Origin of the sequence: Porcincola intestinalis (assembly GCF_009696445.1) — a bacterium.
GTDB lineage: Bacteria > Bacillota > Clostridia > Lachnospirales > Lachnospiraceae > Porcincola > Porcincola intestinalis.
In genome coordinates, this window is sequence record NZ_VULZ01000002.1 from 266,548 (window position 1) to 285,107 (window position 18,560).

An 18,560-nucleotide genomic window follows, 5' to 3' on the forward strand; every position below is an offset into this window, starting at 1 on the left:
ATGTCCTCCCGCACAAAAGTGTATGACTCCATGATATAGTGGAGTGAAGACAAAACAGGATCAGAAAGGCCGGGTGGGTATCATGGCGTATATCGAATTTGATCATGTATCGAAGCTGTACGGAACGAGTGAAGTCCCTGTCAGGGCGCTGAATGACGTCTCGTTCAGCGTAGAGAAGGGAGAATTCTGCGTGCTGCTGGGCTCCTCAGGTGCCGGAAAAACGACGCTGCTCAACCTGCTTGGCGGGATGGACGCCGTCACATCCGGCAGCATCCTTGTGGACGGTGCGGAAGTCTCGGCGCTCAGTGACCGCAGGCTGGTCGACTACCGCCGGCATGACGTCGGATTTGTCTTCCAGTTCTACAACCTGATTCCGAACCTCACAGCGCTCGAAAACATCGAAATTGCCGCGCAGCTCTGCAAGAACCCGATCGACGCGCCGACGGCGCTCTCCCTCGTCGGCCTGAAGGATCGGGGCGGACATTTTCCGGCCCAGCTTTCCGGCGGCGAGCAGCAGCGCGTCGCCATTGCGCGCGCCCTGGCAAAGAATCCGAAGCTCCTGCTCTGCGACGAGCCGACCGGCGCCCTCGACTACGAAACAGGCAAAGGAATTCTGAAGCTGCTCCACCGGCTAAGCCGCGAACACCATACGACCGTCATGATCATCACGCACAATCAGGCAATCGCACCGATGGCAGACCGGATCATCAGGATCCGCAGCGGCCGCATCCAGTCGAATGAAAGAAATAAAGCTGTCATCCCGGCAGACCAGATTGAGTGGTGAGGTGCCGCTATGAAAACCCATCGTGCCATCTTCAAGCTGACAAAGCGCAGCATCCGCACATTTTCCGGACGGTATCTTGCGCTTTTTCTGATTTTTTTCTGAGCACAGGCTTCTTCGCCGGCCTCAAAATCACCAAGCCGGCGATGCAGCGGACCTGCGACGACTATCTCAGCCGTCAGAAACTTTACGATATCCGGATTCTCAGCAGCAATTTTCTACTGTCCTCCGACGTCAGGGCCTTCTCAGACATCGAAGGGGTTGCCACTGCTGAGGGCGGTACCGGCACAGACGCCATGGTAGAAGTTGCCTCAATGCAGGGCGCAGGATCTGAAGCAGATCCGGAAAGCAGAACCTCTTCCGGCGCGGCGCAGCGCTATGCGCTCCGTATCCAGTCGCTCCAGAATACGGTCAATCTTCCGTCTCTGACGGCCGGCCGCATGCCAAAGACTGCATCCGAATGTTTGGCCGACAGGAGGCTCTTTTCGTTCTCTGACATTGGAAAAAAGCTGACGGTCGACACCACAAAATCCGATCAGGCCGCCGGCTTTCTGGATACAAAGACATTCACCATCGTTGGCCTGTGTGATTCTCCGCTCTGGCTGAGCACAAGCCGCGGGAGCACCACCATCGGCGCTGGCAAGCTCGATGGCTTTCTGTTTGTTCCGAAGCGCGCATTTCTGAGTATTGCATTCACAGAGATCGATCTCACGCTTGATCCTGAAATCCCGCACACCGGCGAAGCGTATGAAACACGGGTGGAGAAGGTCAGAGACCGCGTCACCAGCCTCGCGGAAAACAGATCCCTTCACATCTACGTCCTCACCCGGGAAGATCATTCCAGTCTCATCAGTTTCAAAAATGACATTTCGATCGTCAGTGGTATCGCAGATTTATTCCCACTGTTCTTTGCCCTGATCGCCATGCTGGTCTGCGTCACAACCATGACGCGGATGGTCGAGGAGGAGCGCACGCAGATCGGGACGCTCAAGGCACTTGGCTTTTCAACTGCGGAGATCAGCGCCAAGTACCTTCTGTACGCCGGGAGTGCAGCGTTTCTGGGCTGGGCGGTCGGATATTTCGCCGGCACCCTTCTCATCCCGAAGGTCTTCTGGCTTGCCCTCAGCTCCGTCTATGGCTTTGCCAGAATCGAGTATATCTTCAGCCTGCCGATTGCAGGCTTGACGGGCGCCGTATCAATCACCGGCATCCTGCTCTGCACCTGGCTCTCTGTCCGCAGTGAACTGTCAATCCGGCCTGCAGAGCTCATCCGCCCAGGCGTCTCCAAAAGCGGAAAACGAATCTGGCTTGAACACGTTACCCCATTGTGGAAACGGCTTTCATTTCTCCACAAAATCACGCTCCGGAACATGCTCCGCTACAAACAGCGCCTGTTCATGATGCTTGTCGGCATCAGCTGCTGCGCAGCGCTTGTACTGACCGGATTCGGCGTCAAGGATTCCCTGATCGGGATCACCGATCTCCAGTACAAGACGATCCAGCGCTACCAGATCGAGGCAAGTGTCCAGCCTTCGAAGACGGAGAGTGTGACAGCCAGGCTCTCCCGGACCGCCGCAGGCTCTTCGGTCTGCCCTTGCAGCCTGGCCCGTGTCAGCGTCAAGGCACATAAAAGCGCCATGACAGCCGTCAAACTCTACAGTACAGACCAGCCGAAGTCCTTCCTGTCGTTCTGGACACTGAAGACGGCAGGCCAGGTCTGCCGTTTCCCACTGCCCGGAGAGGTACTCGTCTGCACCAGAGTCGCACAGAAGCTGGCTCTCTCCGCCGGCGACTCCTTGATCATAAAGAACACGGCACATCAGGAAATCACAGCCACCGTCAGCGGCATCTTTGACAACTATATCGACAATGCTCTGATTCTGAATGCCGATACGCTAAAAAAACAGACTGAGGAATGGAAACCCGACACGCTTCTGATCCGGGCGCCTGACGCTCAGATGACTGCGAAGGATGCCTCTTCTGAAACGGCAGCTGCCTCCCTCGCACAGCAGATTGCCGGGATTCCGGGGATCCGGCAGGTCAGCTTGCTGTCTGTCTCAAAAGAGACGTCAGACAAGGCCCTCTCCTGCGTCTACTATATCGTCCTTCTGCTGATCCTGTTTTCAGGCGCGCTGGAGCTGATCGTCATCTATAACCTGACTTCGATCAATCTGGCTGAGCGCAGCCGTGAAATTGCAACCGTCGAGGTCCTTGGATTTTACCCGAAGGAAACCGACAGCTATGTTCTCCGTGAGAATCTGATTCTCTCACTCGCTGCCAGCTTCATCGGTCTTCCGCTCGGCATGCTCTTCCACCGCGCCGTGATGAGCCGGATTCTCGTCGACAATATGGTCTTCCTGACACGGATCAGACCGGTCAGCTATGTCCTTGCCGTCCTGATCACCAACCTGTTCGCCTACATGGTCAATCTCCTCATGAGAAAGCGCATTCGCGCAATCCCTATGGCGGAATCCCTCAAGGCTGTGGAATGATTCTGCACTCGATGACGAGCGGTCGCCTGTATCTCGTGCTCCGCACTCGATGATGAGCGGTCGCCAGGAGCCATGATACGCAAGCAAACCTGCATCATGTCTTCTGGCTTGTCGCCTTCAAAAAAAGCAGGGGACGCTTTCCGCGTCTCCCTGCTCTTTGGGCCTTGCTTTCTATTGTCCTACTGCTCAGGCGGCCGCCCCGGCTGCCTGCTCTGTCTCTGTCCCGAGAAGCTCCTGCGGTACTCCTGCCGCCTGAAGCTTTTCACGAAGACCGGACGGATCCGCGTCTGCGAGATACTTCTCAAAATCATCGCTGCTCTTCAGCTCCACTGCCCCTGTTGTGTCAAGTTTCTGAACAGAGGACGGATCCGCTGTACCTACACTGCCTGTCACCTTCACAAACATCTCCCCGTTCACAAGGAGGCTGACGCTCTGTCCTTCGGCATCAGACTGCGCAAAGTCAAGACCGACGGATTCACCGCCAAGCTGCGCCAGGACGCTGCCTGCAAACTTTCCGCTCTTCATGCCTTCGATATCCCAGTCGCTGACTGTCACCGTCGCGTACGGTGTTCCCGCTGCCTGGATGGTCATCGTCTCATTCAGCTTTCCGCCGTCTGTCGTACCCTCCATCAGCAGCCCTGTCTTCCCGGATGAAGCGGTATCCTGCGCACCTGTCTCCGTCTCCACGTCGGACTGTCCTTCCCCTGAAGCTGCGCCCAGCAGGGAGGATGCGATCATCTCGCCAAGATCCAGCTCCGTTGCATTCTTCGTTCCGTCGGTGATTGTCACAAATGTGCATACCGGTATCTCGACTCCGGAGTACAGAACTTTCAGATCCATACTCGTGAACTTTCCTTCCGCGTTGTTGCCGACGCTGACAGAGAAGCCCGGGAGGCCTGACAGATTGTCCTTCGCCGAATCCAGCGCGCTCTGATACATCTCAACCAGCTGACTGCCGGTTACACTGCCTGTGCTATCTGTACCGGCGTCCGATGTCTTATCCGATCCGGATTTCACAGCCATCGATACCAGATCCGCCGCGAAATCGCTTCCGAGGATCTTCAGAACAAGCGGGTCCTCACGGAGTGTCCCGACACTGTCCTTGACAATCTTGTCCATCGCATCCGGCTGAATGGAGACCGTCGTCCTGGTGACCGTATCACTCAGGCTTCCCGCCGTCACCTGACTCTCCCCCTCCTGCTCCGTCTTGACCCCTGCCATGACGGTTCCGGCATATCTGCCGATAAAATCTGTCCACTCATCTGAACTGATCGAGCCGAACAGCTCTGCTGCTTCCTTCTGAAGCCGGGTCATATCCTCCGAAGGGATCCCTGTTTCAAGTCCGGAACCGAATCCAGACTGAAACTCTGATTTCATGCCTGAGAAGATCTTGTTCAGATCCACGGATGCAGGTCCCTTTTTCAGATCCGGGCAGCTGAAATACAGCCTGCCGCTCTCTGCATCGTATTTCGCCTGTACATCGCATACTGCTGTCCCGTTGAGCGAAATCGTCTCATTCGCATCTGCGGTTCCATCCCCGCCCCCGGCGACGACTCCCTCCACGCCGGCCGATTTCAGCCAGCTGACATCTGTTCCGTCTGAGGACATCAGAGAGAGAAGCCCGTCTCCAAACTCCATCGTCCCGGAAAACTTCCAGGCCTCATTCGCCGCATTCAGCACCTCGCCAGCCAGTTCCTGTCCCGCCTGAAGAGCAGACTCGGTCTCAGCCGCCGGAGCTGCCGCCTCATCGGCAAATCCCGGAGCAGCCCCGGCAAAAGCCAGATTCGCGCACAGCGCCGCTGCTGTCAGCAATCTGATCTGTTTTTTCATGTTTCCTCCATTCCTGCAGTCATCTGCATTGTCTGACACGTCTTCTACCGCCTCACCCCGCGTGTCCCTACCGGTGAAGCCTTTTTCCCCAACTGTCTTTTCTGTGCTATGCTGTCAGAATCATTATACACGATCTGCCAGCCGATGTGTGATTTTCATTATCACTTTCTTATTTTCTGTAAATGGTCTAAAAATTCACTGAAAATTCACTGAAGATCCATCTTATTCCGGAGCACCCAGATGGTTCCGATCAGGAACAGGACGATGTAGACGATGTCCTGCCCGGCTGCAAACCCCATCTGCCTTGCGGTGAACAGTCCGGCTTCCCCGCCGTTCAGCCCAAAAACCATCGAGATTCCGTTGCCCATCAGAGAGTAGCTGATCGACGCGTCCGGTGTCAGATGTGTCAGCCTGTTGCCAATCAAGGTCTGCAGAACCGTCAGCCCGACAAACATCAGAACCGCTCCAAGCCCCCGCTTTGAACGCCAGAGGTTGCCGACGCTGATGGAAACAAAGATCTTTGTGACAATCTGCAGGGCCCCCAGCACAAACAGAATCACGAGCTGAAGAAGCATCATCCAAGGCGACATGCGGTCTCCGAACATCTCATTCATCGTTTGGAAAAATTCTGCCCAGTCCTGCTTCCTCATGATGAACAGAAGCGCTATGGTTCCGGACACAGCTGATGCGGCACCGCCCAGCGCAATCCAGATGAGCCCGTTCAGTGACTTGCTGAGCACCTGGGACTGTGTGGTGACCGGCAGCGTATTCATCAGATAACCGCGGCTTCCAAGCAGGTTGTCCCTGAAGTTCCGGGTTGTCATGACCAGCGTCATAACCGCCATCCCCAGAATCAATGCCCCGTAAACCAGCATCAGGATCAGGGTCACGACGCCCGGCACTGTCGAGGCCACGAAATCCCGTGTTCCTTTCATAATCGAGAACCGCATGGACAGGCCGGCCGCGGCTGCCAGAACCAGCATCGCCGCGTACAGCGGCAGCATCACCATCCCGACTTCCTTCATATCGTATTTCAACAGCTTCCTGAACATTCTTCTCCTCCTCCTCAGCAGGCAAACACTTCCCGGAATACATGGTCGATATCCTTGCCGTTCTCGGCAATCACCTCATCGCTCTGCTTGTGCAGGACAATGTGCCCTTTCTTCAAAAAAACCACCTCATCCAGCACCGTCTCGATGTCCGCAATCAGATGTGTGGAAATGACGACCAGCGCGTCCTCTGCATAATTGCCGATGATTGTCCGGATGATGAAATCCCTCGCTGCCGGATCGACGCCGGCGATCGGTTCATCAAGCAGGTAGATCTTTGCCCGCCTCGACATCGTAAGCACCAGCTGAATCTTTTCCTTGGTTCCCTTTGACATCGCCTTGAGCTTCTGCTTCGGTTCAAACCCGAGACTATCAAGCAGCTTCTCCGCCCTCTCGCGGTCGAAATCCGCAAAGAAATCGCTATAAAATTCCAGAAGCTGCGTCACATTCATGTAGGGCGGCAGGAAATCCCTGTCCGGCAGATAGGCGACAAACGACTTTGACTCCGGTCCCGGCGCGCTTCCCGCAATCAGAATCTCCCCGGAGGTTGGCTGAAGCAGGCCGTTGGCCAGCTTGATCATCGTCGTCTTGCCGGAGCCATTCGGCCCCAGAAGTCCGACGATCCGTCCCGGCATCAAAGTCAGATCCACCGCATCGAGCGCCAACGTCTTTCCATACCGCATCGTCAGCTTCCTGCACTCAAAGGCAGGCTGCTGTATCGTATCCATCTCTTTCTTCAACTCTTCCATGACTCCTCCTCGCGTCCTTCCGAACGTATCCGCTATCCTTTTTTCTGCGAAAAACCATCTGCCTGCTGTGCCTTGTGGCACATGCACCGATCGGATCTCCGGCACCGGCAGGTCAGGCTTCCCGGCTCCAGGCATCGACCGCCGCGGTGATTTCCTCCTTCGACATACCGATTCCCTGCAGCTTCCCAAACATCCGTGCTATTTCATCCTCCGCAATCTGCCTCCGAAGAGACCGGATCTTTTCCGGGTCTGAGGCAACATGCCGCCCGGCTGTCCGGTTTGTGTAGAGCACTCCCTCCTGTTCCATCTGGGCAAGTGCCCGCTGCATGGTGTTCGGGTTGACGCCCGCGTCCATCGCCAGCTCCCGTACAGGCGGAAGCCTGTCATCCGGCTGATAGGTGCCCGCAGCAATCTGCATCTTCAGCTCCGTGATAATCTGCTGATAGATCGGAATCCCGTTCTCAAAGCTCCATGCCACATCGAAGCGCCCCCTCTCCCACATCCGCCGTCTCTGCCCTGCGTGTCCCGGCATCTCCCTTATGCTCCACAATCAGGTGCATTCTGATGTGTCTGCTCCGGGTTATCCCTGCTCACCACCATCCTGCGGATGTGTATTTGTGTTGTTGTGTTGTTGTATTAACTGATTAGTACAATAGCATTCAAAATCATCCCTGTCAACACCTTTTTCGTGTTTCCAGGGATGATTTATGAAACTTATTGTCTGTCCTCAGGACTTCTTTTGGTTTCGGGGCTTCTTCCGGATGATCCGGGCTTTTTCAAGCTGTTCCTTCCGCTCTGCCTCCTGCTGATCAACGAAGGCATCGACCTCCTCGACCTCCATCGCCGTCAGCCTGTGGATCATCAGCTTTCCGGCAAGACTGTTCTCGTCACGGGTTTTGACATAGATATAGCCCAGCACGCTGAAGACGACAGCTCCGACAAAATTTACCAGCAGGTCCTTCATCGTATCGATGATTCCGATGTCAAGATATCCGCCGTTTACCACATAGCTCTTTCCGTCCGCCGTCTCGATCACCGTCCGGGCAATGTTCCGGATCACAAAGGGCTTCTGACTGTGCGTCGGATCAAGTGTCACCGAACCGATCGTCTTCACAATAAAATCTTTCTGCATGTCCAGGAAGAAAAACTGATCACAGAAAAACTCAAAAAATTCCCACAGAACGCCGATCGTCATCGAGAAGCAGAAGGCGACAACCGCCAGATAGAGCGGAGAAAGATTCAGCCTGCTGCTGTGCCGGTTCAGTAAGTCGACCATCGCGAATCCGATCGCCGCGCACAGAAAGCCGTTCAGCGTGTGCAGGATTGTGTCCCATCCCGGAATCAGGGTGTAGAAATGGTTCACCTCTCCCAGAATTTCCGCCGCAAATATGAAACAGTAGATGATCCCCTCAAACAGCGGAGGAATCTCAATCTTCAGCTGTTTTTCGAAGAAGGACGGCATCAGAAACAGGATCAGCGACAAGATACAGAGTGCGGCTGCCTCATAGTTTCGCTGAAGCACGTTCAGCACCAGCGTCAAGATCACCAGTGTCCTGAGCACCATAAGCAGCTTGAACGTTTTTTTATTCAGCCGTACGCGATAGCGAAGCCTCCGGATATATCGCAGCACATCCTTTTCTTTCTGAAACATAACTCGTTCCTCCTTTGAAAGCCCCTATAGTGTCAGTATAACACGACTTCACAAAATCAGAACGAACGGATACGATTCAGCTGTCTTCCCGCTGCGGTGTCTCATCTGCCGCGCCTTTGTAGATCATCTGTGCATTCAGATCCCACACAGACTCCCGGTACACCGGCTCACTCTCGAACAGATAGTTGCCGTCAAAATCCGGCTTCCGGAACAGTTCCATCAGATTCTCGGCGACCTTCCTGCCGAGCATTTCCTTCGGGTGCGGAAAGGACGTCAGCTGTACTTTTCCCATCCCTGCCAGGTAGGAATCATCAATTCCGACAATGGACAGTTCCTGCGGCACACGCAGTCCGCGCTTCAGTGCAAGGTTGACCACCTGATAGGCAACCTCATCATTGTAGCACATCACCGCTGAGCAGCCTTCGATCCGTTGGAACAGGTAATCCTCAAGCGCCCCAAGGTTCGTGGTCATCGGAGTATCAACCCAGACAACATGACGCTGATGGACTTCCCCGCCTCCGATCATCATGGCATCCAGATACCCCGCATACCGGAGCGCTCCCTGCCGGTCGTCCGACTTGAAGATTGCTCCAATCTTCCGGTGCCCCGCATCGAGCAGAAGCTGTGTCGCCCTCCGGGCAACCGCCTGGTCGTCAATCCGCACGCAGGGCGCCTCAATCTGCGGATAACTGGCGTTGAAAAAGATGATGGGGATACTCCGCTCCTGAACTTCCCTATATAAATCCATGTTCGGGTTCGGCAGCGCACTCTTGGCCGGTTCCACAATCAGACCGTCAATGTTTCCCTTCTCAAGAATCTGCCGGAGCATTTCGCGTTCCCGCGTGACCCGGTTGTCCGTAAATGAAACCTGCATCGAGAATCCATTCTTTGAAAGGACGCGCTCGATTCCCTTGAGAGTCGGCGGAAAGATGTAGCTTTCATAGAACGTGCTCAGAACAGCAACGCTCATGTACCTCGGCTCATAGACCAGCTGGCGGACGCCGCCGATGTATGTCCCGCTTCCCTGCACCCTGGAGACGATGTGCTGTGCCTCCAGCTCGCCGGTCGCATGCCGGACAGTCTGCCTGCTGAGACCGAAACGCTCGCTCAGCTCCTTCTCGCTCGGAAGCTTGTCCCCGCTTCTCAGTGACCCGTCCGCGATTTCCTGCCTGACCCAGTTGATGATTTTCTGATATTTCGCTTCCTGTCCGGCCATCTGCCTACCCCGTCCTGTTGCTTTACTCTGCCTGACGCCGGGTATTCCTCCTGCTCACACCTGCACTGCTGCGGTTCTCTTACCATCATCCACAGCTGGCAAGCCTGCCAGCCCGGCGTGTGTCATGCCGTTCGCCGCTGACAAGCCTGCCGTCCAGGCGCCATATCACGCTATCCGGCGCCTGTATGTCTGCTGTCCCGGCGCTCTGCTGCAGGGCGGCATGCCGCGCCCAAAGCCACTGCATGCCGCCCTGCTGTTTCCTGTTGTTTACATCTTCGCCAGATCCGCCTCTGTCGTATCGTCGCCGATTGTCACAAGCTCCGTCCCGGTCAGCTTCGCGAACAGCGCGATGTCCTCCCGCTTCAGTGCTGTCGAGACCACAGAGTGGTGCGCGCCGCCTGCGTAGCACCATGCTGCGGTTCCAATCTCGAAGTTCGGCTTGTGGCGGTACATGATCCGGGCCACCGGCAGCTTCGGCATCGGCTGCGGCTGCTTCACCAGCTCGATGTCCGCACAGATGATCCGGAAATGATCACCCAGGTCAATCAGCGTGCACTGGATACCGTCTCCTGTCACGCCGTCAAAGACCAGGCGCGCCGGGTCATCCTTGCCGCCGATTCCGAGCGGGTGAACCTGGATCTCCGGTTTTGTCGCCGCGAAGGATGCCGGCACCTCCAGCATGTGGGAGGCCAGCTCCAGCTCGTGTCCCGGTGTCAGATCGTAGGTATAATCCTCAATGAAGCCGGTCGCTCCCCTTCTTCCCTCTGCCATCTTCATGAGAACGGAGGAGAAGGCGCTGATCTTGTAGTCGCCCTCCGGTCCGAACCCGATGCCCTTCGCCATCAGATCCTGTGCCGCAAGCCCAGGCAGCTGGCTGAGACCGTGCAGATCCTGGAAGTTGTCAGTGAAGGCCGTCACACTATTTGCGGCGATGAACTTCTCGAATGCGATCTGATAACGCGCCTGCGTGCGGACTGCCTCTACGTTGTCGGTCGCCATCGTGTAGCGGCTCTCATAGTCCGCCATCTTCGCGTCGATCTCGTCATCTGTCACCTGTCCGGCCAGATCCGCGATCTCGCCGATTCCCCAGTACTTGACCTCCCAGCCATACTTGATCTCACATTCGAGCCGGTTGCCGTCTGTGACCGCGACATCGCGCATGTTGTTGCCGAATGTCGCCACACGCGTTCTGTGAGAGAGCCCGATCGCCTTCGCGACCTGTGCGAAGCGGCGAATCTTCTCCAAAACCGCTTCATGCTGATAGTAGCCTGCAACCACCTCATGGCGGATTCCAAGCTTTGCCAGGATGAAGCCGTACTCACGGTCGCCGTGCGCCGCCTGGTTCAGGTTCATGAAGTCCATGTCAATGGAATCATACGGCAGCTTCTCATTGGCCTGCGTGTGAAGGTGCAGGAGCGGCTTCTGAAGAAGCTGAAGTCCCTTGATCCACATTTTTGCCGGGGAAAATGTATGCATCCAGGTGATAACGCCGACGCAATCGTCGTCGACCATAACCTTTTTCATGTCCTCGACGCAGATCTCCGACGTCTCAACGGTCGGCAGAAGCTCGATTCGGATCACGTCCCCCAGCTTCTGATTCAGAAAATCTGTCATCTTCTGACAGTCTTCCCTGACGGACTGAAGGCACTCTCTTCCATAAAGATCCTGGCTTCCCGGGATAAAATATAACTTTTCCATATAAAATCTCCTTTACTTGATAACCTGAAGCGACTGTCTGTCCGCAAAGACGGTGACAAAGATCAGGAACACAACGCCCTGAACCAGCTGCATTGCCTGCGTGGTCAGCCCCATCATGTTCAGACCCGAAATCAGGACGGTGTAGAGCAGCGAGCCGATGATGACATTCAGGAAGCTGGACTTTGCGCCGCCGGAGATCGGCATCCCGCCGAGGACCAGCGCGATCAGAATCTGAGTCTCGAGCTGGTTGCCGCCCGAGGCGGTGACCGAACCAACCTTGATTGCGTTGATGAATGCCGCAAATCCTGTGATGGCGCCTGCCAGCACGTAGACCAGGAACTTCATCCGGTCTGTCCGGATGCCGGCATACTTCGCCGCCTTCTCACCGGCTCCGATTGCCTTAAGGTGAATGCCGAACTTCGTGAAGCGGAAGGCCAGAAGACCGAGCACGATGACAACCAGCGTGCAGACCATTTTCAGCGTTTCGTTCATGCCGAGCATCGTCAGCTTGATGTCCCCCATGACCGGAGAATTCGAGGTCATGTACTTGATGATACCGCGGAAGAGGAACATCGTGCAAATTGTGACGATAAAGGACTTGATCTTCCGGTTGACATAGAAGAATCCGTTCATCGCCCCGATCGCCGCACCGGTTCCGATTCCCGCAAGGATTGACAGCGGAATGCTGACCTTTGAGACCATGCAGACCACGATGGACGCCATGCCCAGGATCGAGCCCTGGGAGAAGTCCAGCCCGCCCATCGTCATGATGAAGAAGACGCCGGTGGAGGCAATCATGGTCACATAAACCTGGGACATAACCAGGCTAAACTTGGAGACCATCCTGCCCTTCGTCAGAATATTGAAGACGATGAAAACCGCGACAAGCCCCACAGCCGGGAGCAGCTGGCGCATCAGCATCGCTCTGGATACCTTCTTCAGCTCCTCCTCATGGGAAGCTGTTTTTGCTATGCTTTTTTCAGCCATGTCTCTCCTCCTTACACCATCTTCTCAATCAGTCTGTTCTCATCGAGGTCCCGATTGCGCTCCAGTTCGCCGCTGATCTTTCCGTCCTTCGTGATCAGGATCCGGTCACACATGCCGATCAGCTCCATCAACTCCTCGGAGATCATGATGATCGACTTGCCTTCCTTTCTCATCTGATCCATCAGCTGGTAGATATCCTGCTTGACCTTGATGTCGATGCCTCTCGTCGGACTGTCGAGCACCAGAATATCCGAATTCTTTCCGATCCACCTGGCCAGGACAACCTTCTGCTTGTTCCCGCCCGACAGGTCCGAGACAAACTGGTCTGTGTTGACCATCTTGACGGACATCTCCTTCGCGTACTTGTTCGCGAACTCCTTCATCCTTTTGCCGCTCAGGAAACAGCCAAATGACTTCAGGGAATCAAGCGACGGCAGACAGATGTTATCGCCGATGCTCTGGTTCATGACCACCGATTCGTTGTCGCGGTCCTTTGAGGTATAGGCGATGCTGTGGGAAATTGCTGTCGGAATGCTGTTGATCGGCGTTCCATCCGCGAGCGTCACAGAGCCTGTCCTGTCAAATGAAGCTCCGAAGCATGCCTTTCCGACTTCGTGCATGCCCGACTCTGACAAACCGCCGAATCCGAGGATCTCACCCTTGTGCAGTTCGAACGAGACATGTTCGATCTGCCCCGGAACGGTCACATCCTTGACGGAGAGCACGACCTCCTTGCTGACCGGCTCGCCATAATCCGCACGGTAGTAGTTTCCGGTCACCTCACGGCCGACCATCAGGCGCTTGAGATCCTCCTCGGAAACCTGGCTTGCGCTCACCGTGTCGATGTACACACCGTCGCGCAGAATCGTGATGGTATCGGACAGCCGGAGCACTTCCTCGAGATCATGGGATATGAAGATGATTGTCCCGCCCTCACTGCGGATGCGCTTCATCACCTTGTACAGCTCCTCACGACCTTCCTGAGACAGTGCTGTCGTCGTCTCGTCGACAACCACGATCTTCGGCTTGAAGTATGTCGCCTTGACAATCTCAACCAGCTTGCGGTCCTCGAAATTATAATCGTCCACCATGTCACTGGCCTTAATGCGCCCGAACCCGTAATCATCCAGCAGCTTCTGCGCCTCCCGGTTCATCGCGTTCGTGTTCTTGATGCCCATGTGCACGAACCGATTCTCATGTCCGAGGAAGATATTCTCGGCGACCGTCAGGCCGGAAAGCGTTCCGAGCTCCTGCACGATGATCGAGACCCCCTCGTCGTTGGCCGCGACCTGATTCTTCGGGTGGATCTCCTTCCCGTCCAGGATGAAATGCCCGCTGTCGATGGAATAGATACCCGTCAGCATATTGGTAAGGGTCGACTTGCCGGAACCATTTTCACCGATCAGTGCGTGAATTTCACCCTTGTTGATTGTAAATGAAACATCCTGCACCGCTTTCGTGATTCCGAAGGTCTTCGAAAGGTGCTGGATCTGTAATCTGACTTCACTCATGTCCTTCTCCTCCTCCGATCACTTGACAATCTCGCCCTTGCCGACCTTAGTTGTCAGCGTGACGATAATCAGCAGTGCCAGACCTGAGATGACATCGTTGACGGCCGTCGGTGCACCGAGTGCCACAAAGCCGTAGTAGATGATCTGCAGGAAGAACTCACCGATAATGATCGCCGGGATCGGGATCCCGTATTTCTTCAGCGCAAGGCCGAGGAAGCAGCCCATCGTCGGATAGAAATTGCGGCTCATGGACGCCATGCCCGTCTCTGCGACCATCGAGGACCCGTAGCTGATCGTCAGAATCGCCTCGATTCCGAAGAACGCCCCGGATATGACGAACGCGATGACCTTGTAGAGATTGACATTGATGCCCATATTCTTTGCGACAAACTCATTGGACCCGATAGCGTACGTATAGGTTCCGATCTTCGTATAGTTCAGAAGAAGGTACGCCACCAGGAATGCGATGACTGCCAGAATCAGGTCGCCCGGCATTGCCCCGAGTTTTCTGAGATTGGACGGAAGCGTCGCTGACTGACCGCCTGCGATGTAGCTGGCAATAGACTCGTAGATTAGCGCAAGCCCGGTCGTGACAATCATCGACGGAATGTGAAGCTTTACATAGAAGAATCCGTTCAGGAGCCCGACAATCGCCCCCGTCAGGATGCAGCCGACGATCAGCCCGAAATATCCCATATTGAAACGGGATGCCAGCGTCGTTCCCACGATGGCGGACAGCATGATGTTGGCGCCGATGGAGAAATCGAACATCCCCATGACCATGACAAAATAGAACCCGGCAGCGCCAGCTGAAATCATCAGCGATGATTCAAAGTAGCTGAGCAGATTCTTCGGCGAACCGAAGTTGCCGGGCGTGATGACCTTGAAAACCGCCCAGGAGGCGACGACCAGAAGGACCAGGATGAGAAATCCCATCGTCCTGCCCGAGAGCTTCCCGCCTTTCTTAACACGTTCAGTTGAACCCATACCAATACCTCATTTTCCGACAAGTTGTACTTGACAAGTCATCCTGAAAGAGAGGCCGGTATCACCGAATGATACCGGCCCGGTCATTTCTGTTGGAAAGCGGTCATGAACTATCCGCTTTGCTTTCAGTTTTGTTGCGCAGGCAGCCTGGCCTTTCGGCCTGTGCTGCGCTCAGCTCAAGTGCGGCTGACTCAGCCTTCACAGCCGTCCGGAGAGCGTTCTCAGCCTGCCTCTGTTGCGGACTCTGTTGCCACCTCAGCCTCGGTAGAAGCCGCTGCTCCACCTGCACGTGCTGCTGCGTCTTCGATGGACAGTGCCTCAGCCGACTTGGTCAGATCCTCGAGACTCTCGTTGGAGAGATCCACGATCTCCTGATCGGTGTACGGAAGCTGATCAACGAAATACTTCTCATATGCCTTGTAATCGTCTGCAGAAGAGACATACAGGTACGGGAAGTTGATCTCGTTGAAGGTTCCCGCGAAGTCTGTGTAGTTGCCCTTGATGGCGTTGTAAACCATCAGGAATGCGAATAGCGGATCGCAGTAATGTCCGCCGGACTCACCCGCCATGGAGCCGTTCTCAAGTCTCTCTCCGAGATCCGGAAGGAAGTCTGTGGAAACGATGGAGATATCCTTGGTCTTGCCGGCTGCCTCAACCGCCGAGATTGCACCCTGCAGAGGCTCTCCGCCGCCGCCTGCCGGAATCAGCGCATCCAGCTTCGGATCCGCACTCATCAGTGCGTTGGCAGCCTTTGCGCCGCCCTCGGAAGTGGTTCCTGCGTACTGCGGTTCGGAAAGCGCTGCCTGATCATCCGGATGATCCTTGTTCCACTTGTCAACGCCGGCCTTGTAGCCTTCCCATCTGCCAAGCCATGTCGCATCGCCCTGCTCCCAGCCGATCAGTCCGATGTCCCTGCAGCCCTTGTCAAGCAGGATGTTGACCAGCTTCTCGCCGTTCTCCGGCTCGTTCTCATGAACAGCGCCGACATAGTAATCGGAAGCCTTAGCCAGATCATAGATATCCTTGCTGTTCTCCTCGCTGATGACGCGGAAGAACTGTGCCAGATAAACCTGGTTCGCATTGCAGGTCGCGATTGCGGACTGCATCTCGGAATCCGCGGAGTTGCAGATGATGATGCCCTGGCAGCCTGCTGCGCACAGCTGCTCGACGGAAGCCGTAACCTTCTCGGATACATGTCCCTGGTCGACATACTGGACATTGACGCCAAGCGCCTTTGCGGCCTCATCCAGAATCTTCTTACACTGAGAACCAAGCACGTCCGTGGAGCTCCAGATGGAGACACCGATCGTGATGTCCTTGTTGTCGATGGTATCTGCCTGAGCAACGGTTGCCCCTGCCATCATTGATCCGATCATAGCAGCGCTGAGCACTGCGCTGACAAGTCTGCGTTTCATGATGATCCCTCCTTCAAATGGGTATTGCCTGCTTTTTATCCTGCGGGATTCGGGAGCCAGATCTTAACCTATTTTCCGTCTGTCGGCCATCTGTCCCTTAACCGCTGCGTTCCGGAGCCGTGGCGTTCAAGTTGTACATATACATCATGGCCGTCATCCATGCAGGATTGTTTGCAACAGATGAAAAGCGAAACTCTGTTTGTTGATTCCATCAGGTTATTCCCAGATTTTTCAACTAATTTCGTCGTTTTTCATCTTACATCACTAAATTCAGTATAGTCATACTGAATAATGACGTCAATAGGTAAGCATATCTTTGTCGCAGTTGTCTAGTCTACAGATATAAAAATTGGTAAAACTGCCCAATTATTTTCGGTTAAATGAGCAGTTTTACCAATTAAATAGAGTTATTTTAGGACATATCTAACGTTAACTTTTCAAAACAATTAAAGTTGTATGGTACCTTTCTCAGCCTGCCTGGTTTCCCTGCCAAGACGTCCGACGATCACAGAGCATGCTCCAGATCATCCTCATGTCGGAGTATGTCAGCAAGATAGGCTTCACTCCAGGAGTATTCTGACAGAAACTCTCCTGTGAATTTTTCGCTCATGTCCGCATTCCCATCAAGCCATTCGTAGTAGTCACAGGTAAAACAGTCCACATCAACCATCTGCCCTCTCTGCGTTGCGATCAGCATATTCCCGTAGCCGGCATTTTTCAGAACACGCCGAAGCCTGTGCAGGGCGTTATAGTAGACATTCATCCTGTCCCCGCCGCCAGCCCTTTCTTCCCAGACCGTGTTGTATATTTCCTCGTTGCTGATTTCCCTTCCCCTCTTTATGACAATCAGCGCAAGGATTTCCTTCGTCTTTCCGCGAAGCGGGAGCGGTTTCCCATTCTTCAGCACGACAAATCTCCCGAAGGTCTGGATGTAAACTTCCTTTCGCAGCCTGCGGGACAGATAACGGATTTTTGACATGGTCATCTCAAGCGTCTCTCTCGTGAACGGTTTCAGGATATAGTAATCCCCGCCGATCTGATTGAAATCACGGATGAATGAATCATATGCCGTCACAAAAACAATCACCATCTCCGGCCTTATCTTCCGAAGCTCGCGCGCCAGCTCCACGCCATTCAGGACCGGCATGACGATATCAATGAACGCCAGTTCCACCGGATACTCCATCGCATACCGAACCGCATCCGAGGCACATTCAAACGATCCCACAAGATTGAGGTCTGCGATGTCTCTGCTCAATCGTCCGAATTGCCTCAGCATGATCCGTTCATCATCGACAACGATCGTTCTCATACATTCTTCTCCTTCGGAATCAGCACCGTCACACGCGTCCCGATCCCGACCGTACTTTCGATCTGAACGGTTCCATGTACAGCCTTTTCAATCCGGAACATTACGCTTTCCTGCGTCGTGGAACAAGGGCATGGCCGACCAGCCTGACCTTTGCCAGTGTCCATATGAAACCCGATTCCGTCATCTGCAATTTCCGTCATCCAGAAGCCCTGTTTTTCCCGGGTGCGGATGGTGACCATTCCGCCTGCCGTCCCTCTTCCGAAGATTCCATGACAGATGGCATTCTCCACAAGAGGCTGGATGCTGAGCGGCGGGACAGAAAACCCATCCGTCTCTATGTCGTAGCAAACCTTCAGCTTCCCGCCAAAGCGCATCTTCTCGATATTGACATAGGCCTTGATCTGATCAAGCTCCTGGTGGAAGGAGATGAGACTCCCATTTCTGACGGCCTGGATGCAGCCTCTCAAATGGACGATCAGATCTCCTATCAGGCTGGAAGCATACCGGGGATGTTCCAGCAAAATCTCCTGTATGGAACCGAGCGCATTGCAAAGGAAATGCGGCATCGCAAGACTGAAGCAGGCTCTCATCTGGTTTTCCTTCCATTCCGCCTCCATCTCCTGAAGCCTTTCCTCCTGCCGTTTCTGATCCGTCAGATCATCGATCACACAAAATGCCATAATATCCCCCGTCAAGGGTTCCCTATACAGATAAAAATCCTCCCTGCAGGTCAGCTCACCGCCTTTTCCATTGTACACAGAAGAAGTTACGGATACTCACTTTTCACCACGCAGAAAGGATTTCAGCAGATAACTGCCATCGCTGGTCTGTGCATATGTATTTGAATTGACAGCCGTCTGATGTCTGTAGAACCACCGTCTC

Annotated in this window: 15 protein-coding genes; 2 read left to right on the forward strand and 13 right to left on the reverse strand. The window is 54.7% G+C overall.

Annotated features, from left to right (window positions below):
- Positions 1-82: 82 nt before the first annotated feature.
- Together FYJ35_RS03440 and FYJ35_RS03445 are read left to right on the forward strand one after the other, a co-directional pair.
- A complete protein-coding gene (locus FYJ35_RS03440) occupies positions 83-784 on the forward strand; it encodes an ABC transporter ATP-binding protein (protein ID WP_154523154.1) in 702 nt (233 codons plus the stop codon).
- A 143-nt stretch (positions 785-927) separates the two neighbouring features.
- A complete protein-coding gene (locus FYJ35_RS03445; RefSeq protein WP_154523157.1) occupies positions 928-3,273 on the forward strand; it encodes an ABC transporter permease in 2,346 nt (781 codons plus the stop codon).
- Between the two features lie 186 nt (positions 3,274-3,459).
- On the opposite strand, the gene FYJ35_RS03450 is transcribed toward FYJ35_RS03445, so the two are convergent.
- The 13 genes from FYJ35_RS03450 to FYJ35_RS03510 all read right to left on the reverse strand — a co-directional run bounded on the left by FYJ35_RS03450 (position 3,460) and on the right by FYJ35_RS03510 (position 18,358).
- Positions 3,460-5,103, reverse strand: a complete 1,644-nt coding sequence (locus FYJ35_RS03450) for a hypothetical protein (protein ID WP_154523160.1) — start codon at positions 5,101-5,103, stop codon at positions 3,460-3,462.
- Between the two features lie 206 nt (positions 5,104-5,309).
- Positions 5,310-6,155, reverse strand: a complete 846-nt coding sequence (locus FYJ35_RS03455; RefSeq protein WP_154523162.1) for a hypothetical protein — start codon at positions 6,153-6,155, stop codon at positions 5,310-5,312.
- A 14-nt stretch (positions 6,156-6,169) separates the two neighbouring features.
- Positions 6,170-6,901 carry an ABC transporter ATP-binding protein gene (locus FYJ35_RS03460; protein WP_331469116.1) on the reverse strand — a complete coding sequence of 244 codons (732 nt, stop codon included), beginning with the start codon at positions 6,899-6,901 and terminating at the stop codon, positions 6,170-6,172.
- A gap of 112 nt (positions 6,902-7,013) precedes the next feature.
- Positions 7,014-7,433 carry a GntR family transcriptional regulator gene (locus tag FYJ35_RS03465; protein ID WP_154523165.1) on the reverse strand — a complete coding sequence of 140 codons (420 nt, stop codon included), beginning with the start codon at positions 7,431-7,433 and terminating at the stop codon, positions 7,014-7,016.
- 195 nt (positions 7,434-7,628) lie between these two features.
- Positions 7,629-8,552: a hypothetical protein gene (locus FYJ35_RS03470; RefSeq protein WP_154523168.1), complete on the reverse strand. Its 924-nt coding sequence runs from the start codon at positions 8,550-8,552 to the stop codon at positions 7,629-7,631.
- Between the two features lie 76 nt (positions 8,553-8,628).
- Positions 8,629-9,768 (reverse strand): GntR family transcriptional regulator, encoded by a 1,140-nt coding sequence (locus tag FYJ35_RS03475; RefSeq protein WP_154523171.1) that lies wholly within the window; start codon positions 9,766-9,768, stop codon positions 8,629-8,631.
- A 267-nt stretch (positions 9,769-10,035) separates the two neighbouring features.
- On the reverse strand, positions 10,036-11,466 hold the full coding sequence (araA, locus tag FYJ35_RS03480) for an L-arabinose isomerase (RefSeq protein ID WP_154523174.1): 1,431 nt from the start codon (positions 11,464-11,466) through the stop codon (positions 10,036-10,038).
- Positions 11,467-11,478: 12 nt separating this feature from the next.
- Complete coding sequence (locus tag FYJ35_RS03485; RefSeq protein ID WP_154523177.1) at positions 11,479-12,453, reverse strand: ABC transporter permease; 975 nt, start codon at positions 12,451-12,453, stop codon at positions 11,479-11,481.
- A gap of 11 nt (positions 12,454-12,464) precedes the next feature.
- Positions 12,465-13,964, reverse strand: a complete 1,500-nt coding sequence (locus FYJ35_RS03490) for a sugar ABC transporter ATP-binding protein (protein WP_154523180.1) — start codon at positions 13,962-13,964, stop codon at positions 12,465-12,467.
- 18 nt (positions 13,965-13,982) lie between these two features.
- Positions 13,983-14,951 (reverse strand): ABC transporter permease, encoded by a 969-nt coding sequence (locus FYJ35_RS03495; protein ID WP_235906330.1) that lies wholly within the window; start codon positions 14,949-14,951, stop codon positions 13,983-13,985.
- Between the two features lie 221 nt (positions 14,952-15,172).
- Positions 15,173-16,315 (reverse strand): sugar ABC transporter substrate-binding protein, encoded by a 1,143-nt coding sequence (locus FYJ35_RS03500; protein WP_408634755.1) that lies wholly within the window; start codon positions 16,313-16,315, stop codon positions 15,173-15,175.
- A 556-nt stretch (positions 16,316-16,871) separates the two neighbouring features.
- Positions 16,872-17,678: a response regulator gene (locus tag FYJ35_RS03505; protein WP_154523186.1), complete on the reverse strand. Its 807-nt coding sequence runs from the start codon at positions 17,676-17,678 to the stop codon at positions 16,872-16,874.
- Positions 17,675-18,358: a sensor histidine kinase gene (locus FYJ35_RS03510; protein WP_154523189.1), complete on the reverse strand. Its 684-nt coding sequence runs from the start codon at positions 18,356-18,358 to the stop codon at positions 17,675-17,677. Before FYJ35_RS03510 ends, FYJ35_RS03505 begins: the two co-directional genes overlap by 4 nt.
- Between the last annotated feature and the right edge of the window lie 202 nt (positions 18,359-18,560).

Coding starts and splice junctions, on each gene's coding strand:
- FYJ35_RS03440 (WP_154523154.1), top strand. CDS start 83: ATGGCGTATATCGAATTTGATCATGTATCGAAGCTGTACGGAACGAGT.
- FYJ35_RS03445 (WP_154523157.1), top strand. CDS start 928: ATGCAGCGGACCTGCGACGACTATCTCAGCCGTCAGAAACTTTACGAT.
- FYJ35_RS03450 (WP_154523160.1), bottom strand. CDS start 5,103: ATGAAAAAACAGATCAGATTGCTGACAGCAGCGGCGCTGTGCGCGAAT.
- FYJ35_RS03455 (WP_154523162.1), bottom strand. CDS start 6,155: ATGTTCAGGAAGCTGTTGAAATACGATATGAAGGAAGTCGGGATGGTG.
- FYJ35_RS03460 (WP_331469116.1), bottom strand. CDS start 6,901: ATGGAAGAGTTGAAGAAAGAGATGGATACGATACAGCAGCCTGCCTTT.
- FYJ35_RS03465 (WP_154523165.1), bottom strand. CDS start 7,433: ATGCCGGGACACGCAGGGCAGAGACGGCGGATGTGGGAGAGGGGGCGC.
- FYJ35_RS03470 (WP_154523168.1), bottom strand. CDS start 8,552: ATGTTTCAGAAAGAAAAGGATGTGCTGCGATATATCCGGAGGCTTCGC.
- FYJ35_RS03475 (WP_154523171.1), bottom strand. CDS start 9,768: ATGGCCGGACAGGAAGCGAAATATCAGAAAATCATCAACTGGGTCAGG.
- araA (WP_154523174.1), bottom strand. CDS start 11,466: ATGGAAAAGTTATATTTTATCCCGGGAAGCCAGGATCTTTATGGAAGA.
- FYJ35_RS03485 (WP_154523177.1), bottom strand. CDS start 12,453: ATGGCTGAAAAAAGCATAGCAAAAACAGCTTCCCATGAGGAGGAGCTG.
- FYJ35_RS03490 (WP_154523180.1), bottom strand. CDS start 13,964: ATGAGTGAAGTCAGATTACAGATCCAGCACCTTTCGAAGACCTTCGGA.
- FYJ35_RS03495 (WP_235906330.1), bottom strand. CDS start 14,951: ATGGGTTCAACTGAACGTGTTAAGAAAGGCGGGAAGCTCTCGGGCAGG.
- FYJ35_RS03500 (WP_408634755.1), bottom strand. CDS start 16,315: ATGATGGCAGGGGCAACCGTTGCTCAGGCAGATACCATCGACAACAAG.
- FYJ35_RS03505 (WP_154523186.1), bottom strand. CDS start 17,678: ATGAGAACGATCGTTGTCGATGATGAACGGATCATGCTGAGGCAATTC.
- FYJ35_RS03510 (WP_154523189.1), bottom strand. CDS start 18,358: ATGGCATTTTGTGTGATCGATGATCTGACGGATCAGAAACGGCAGGAG.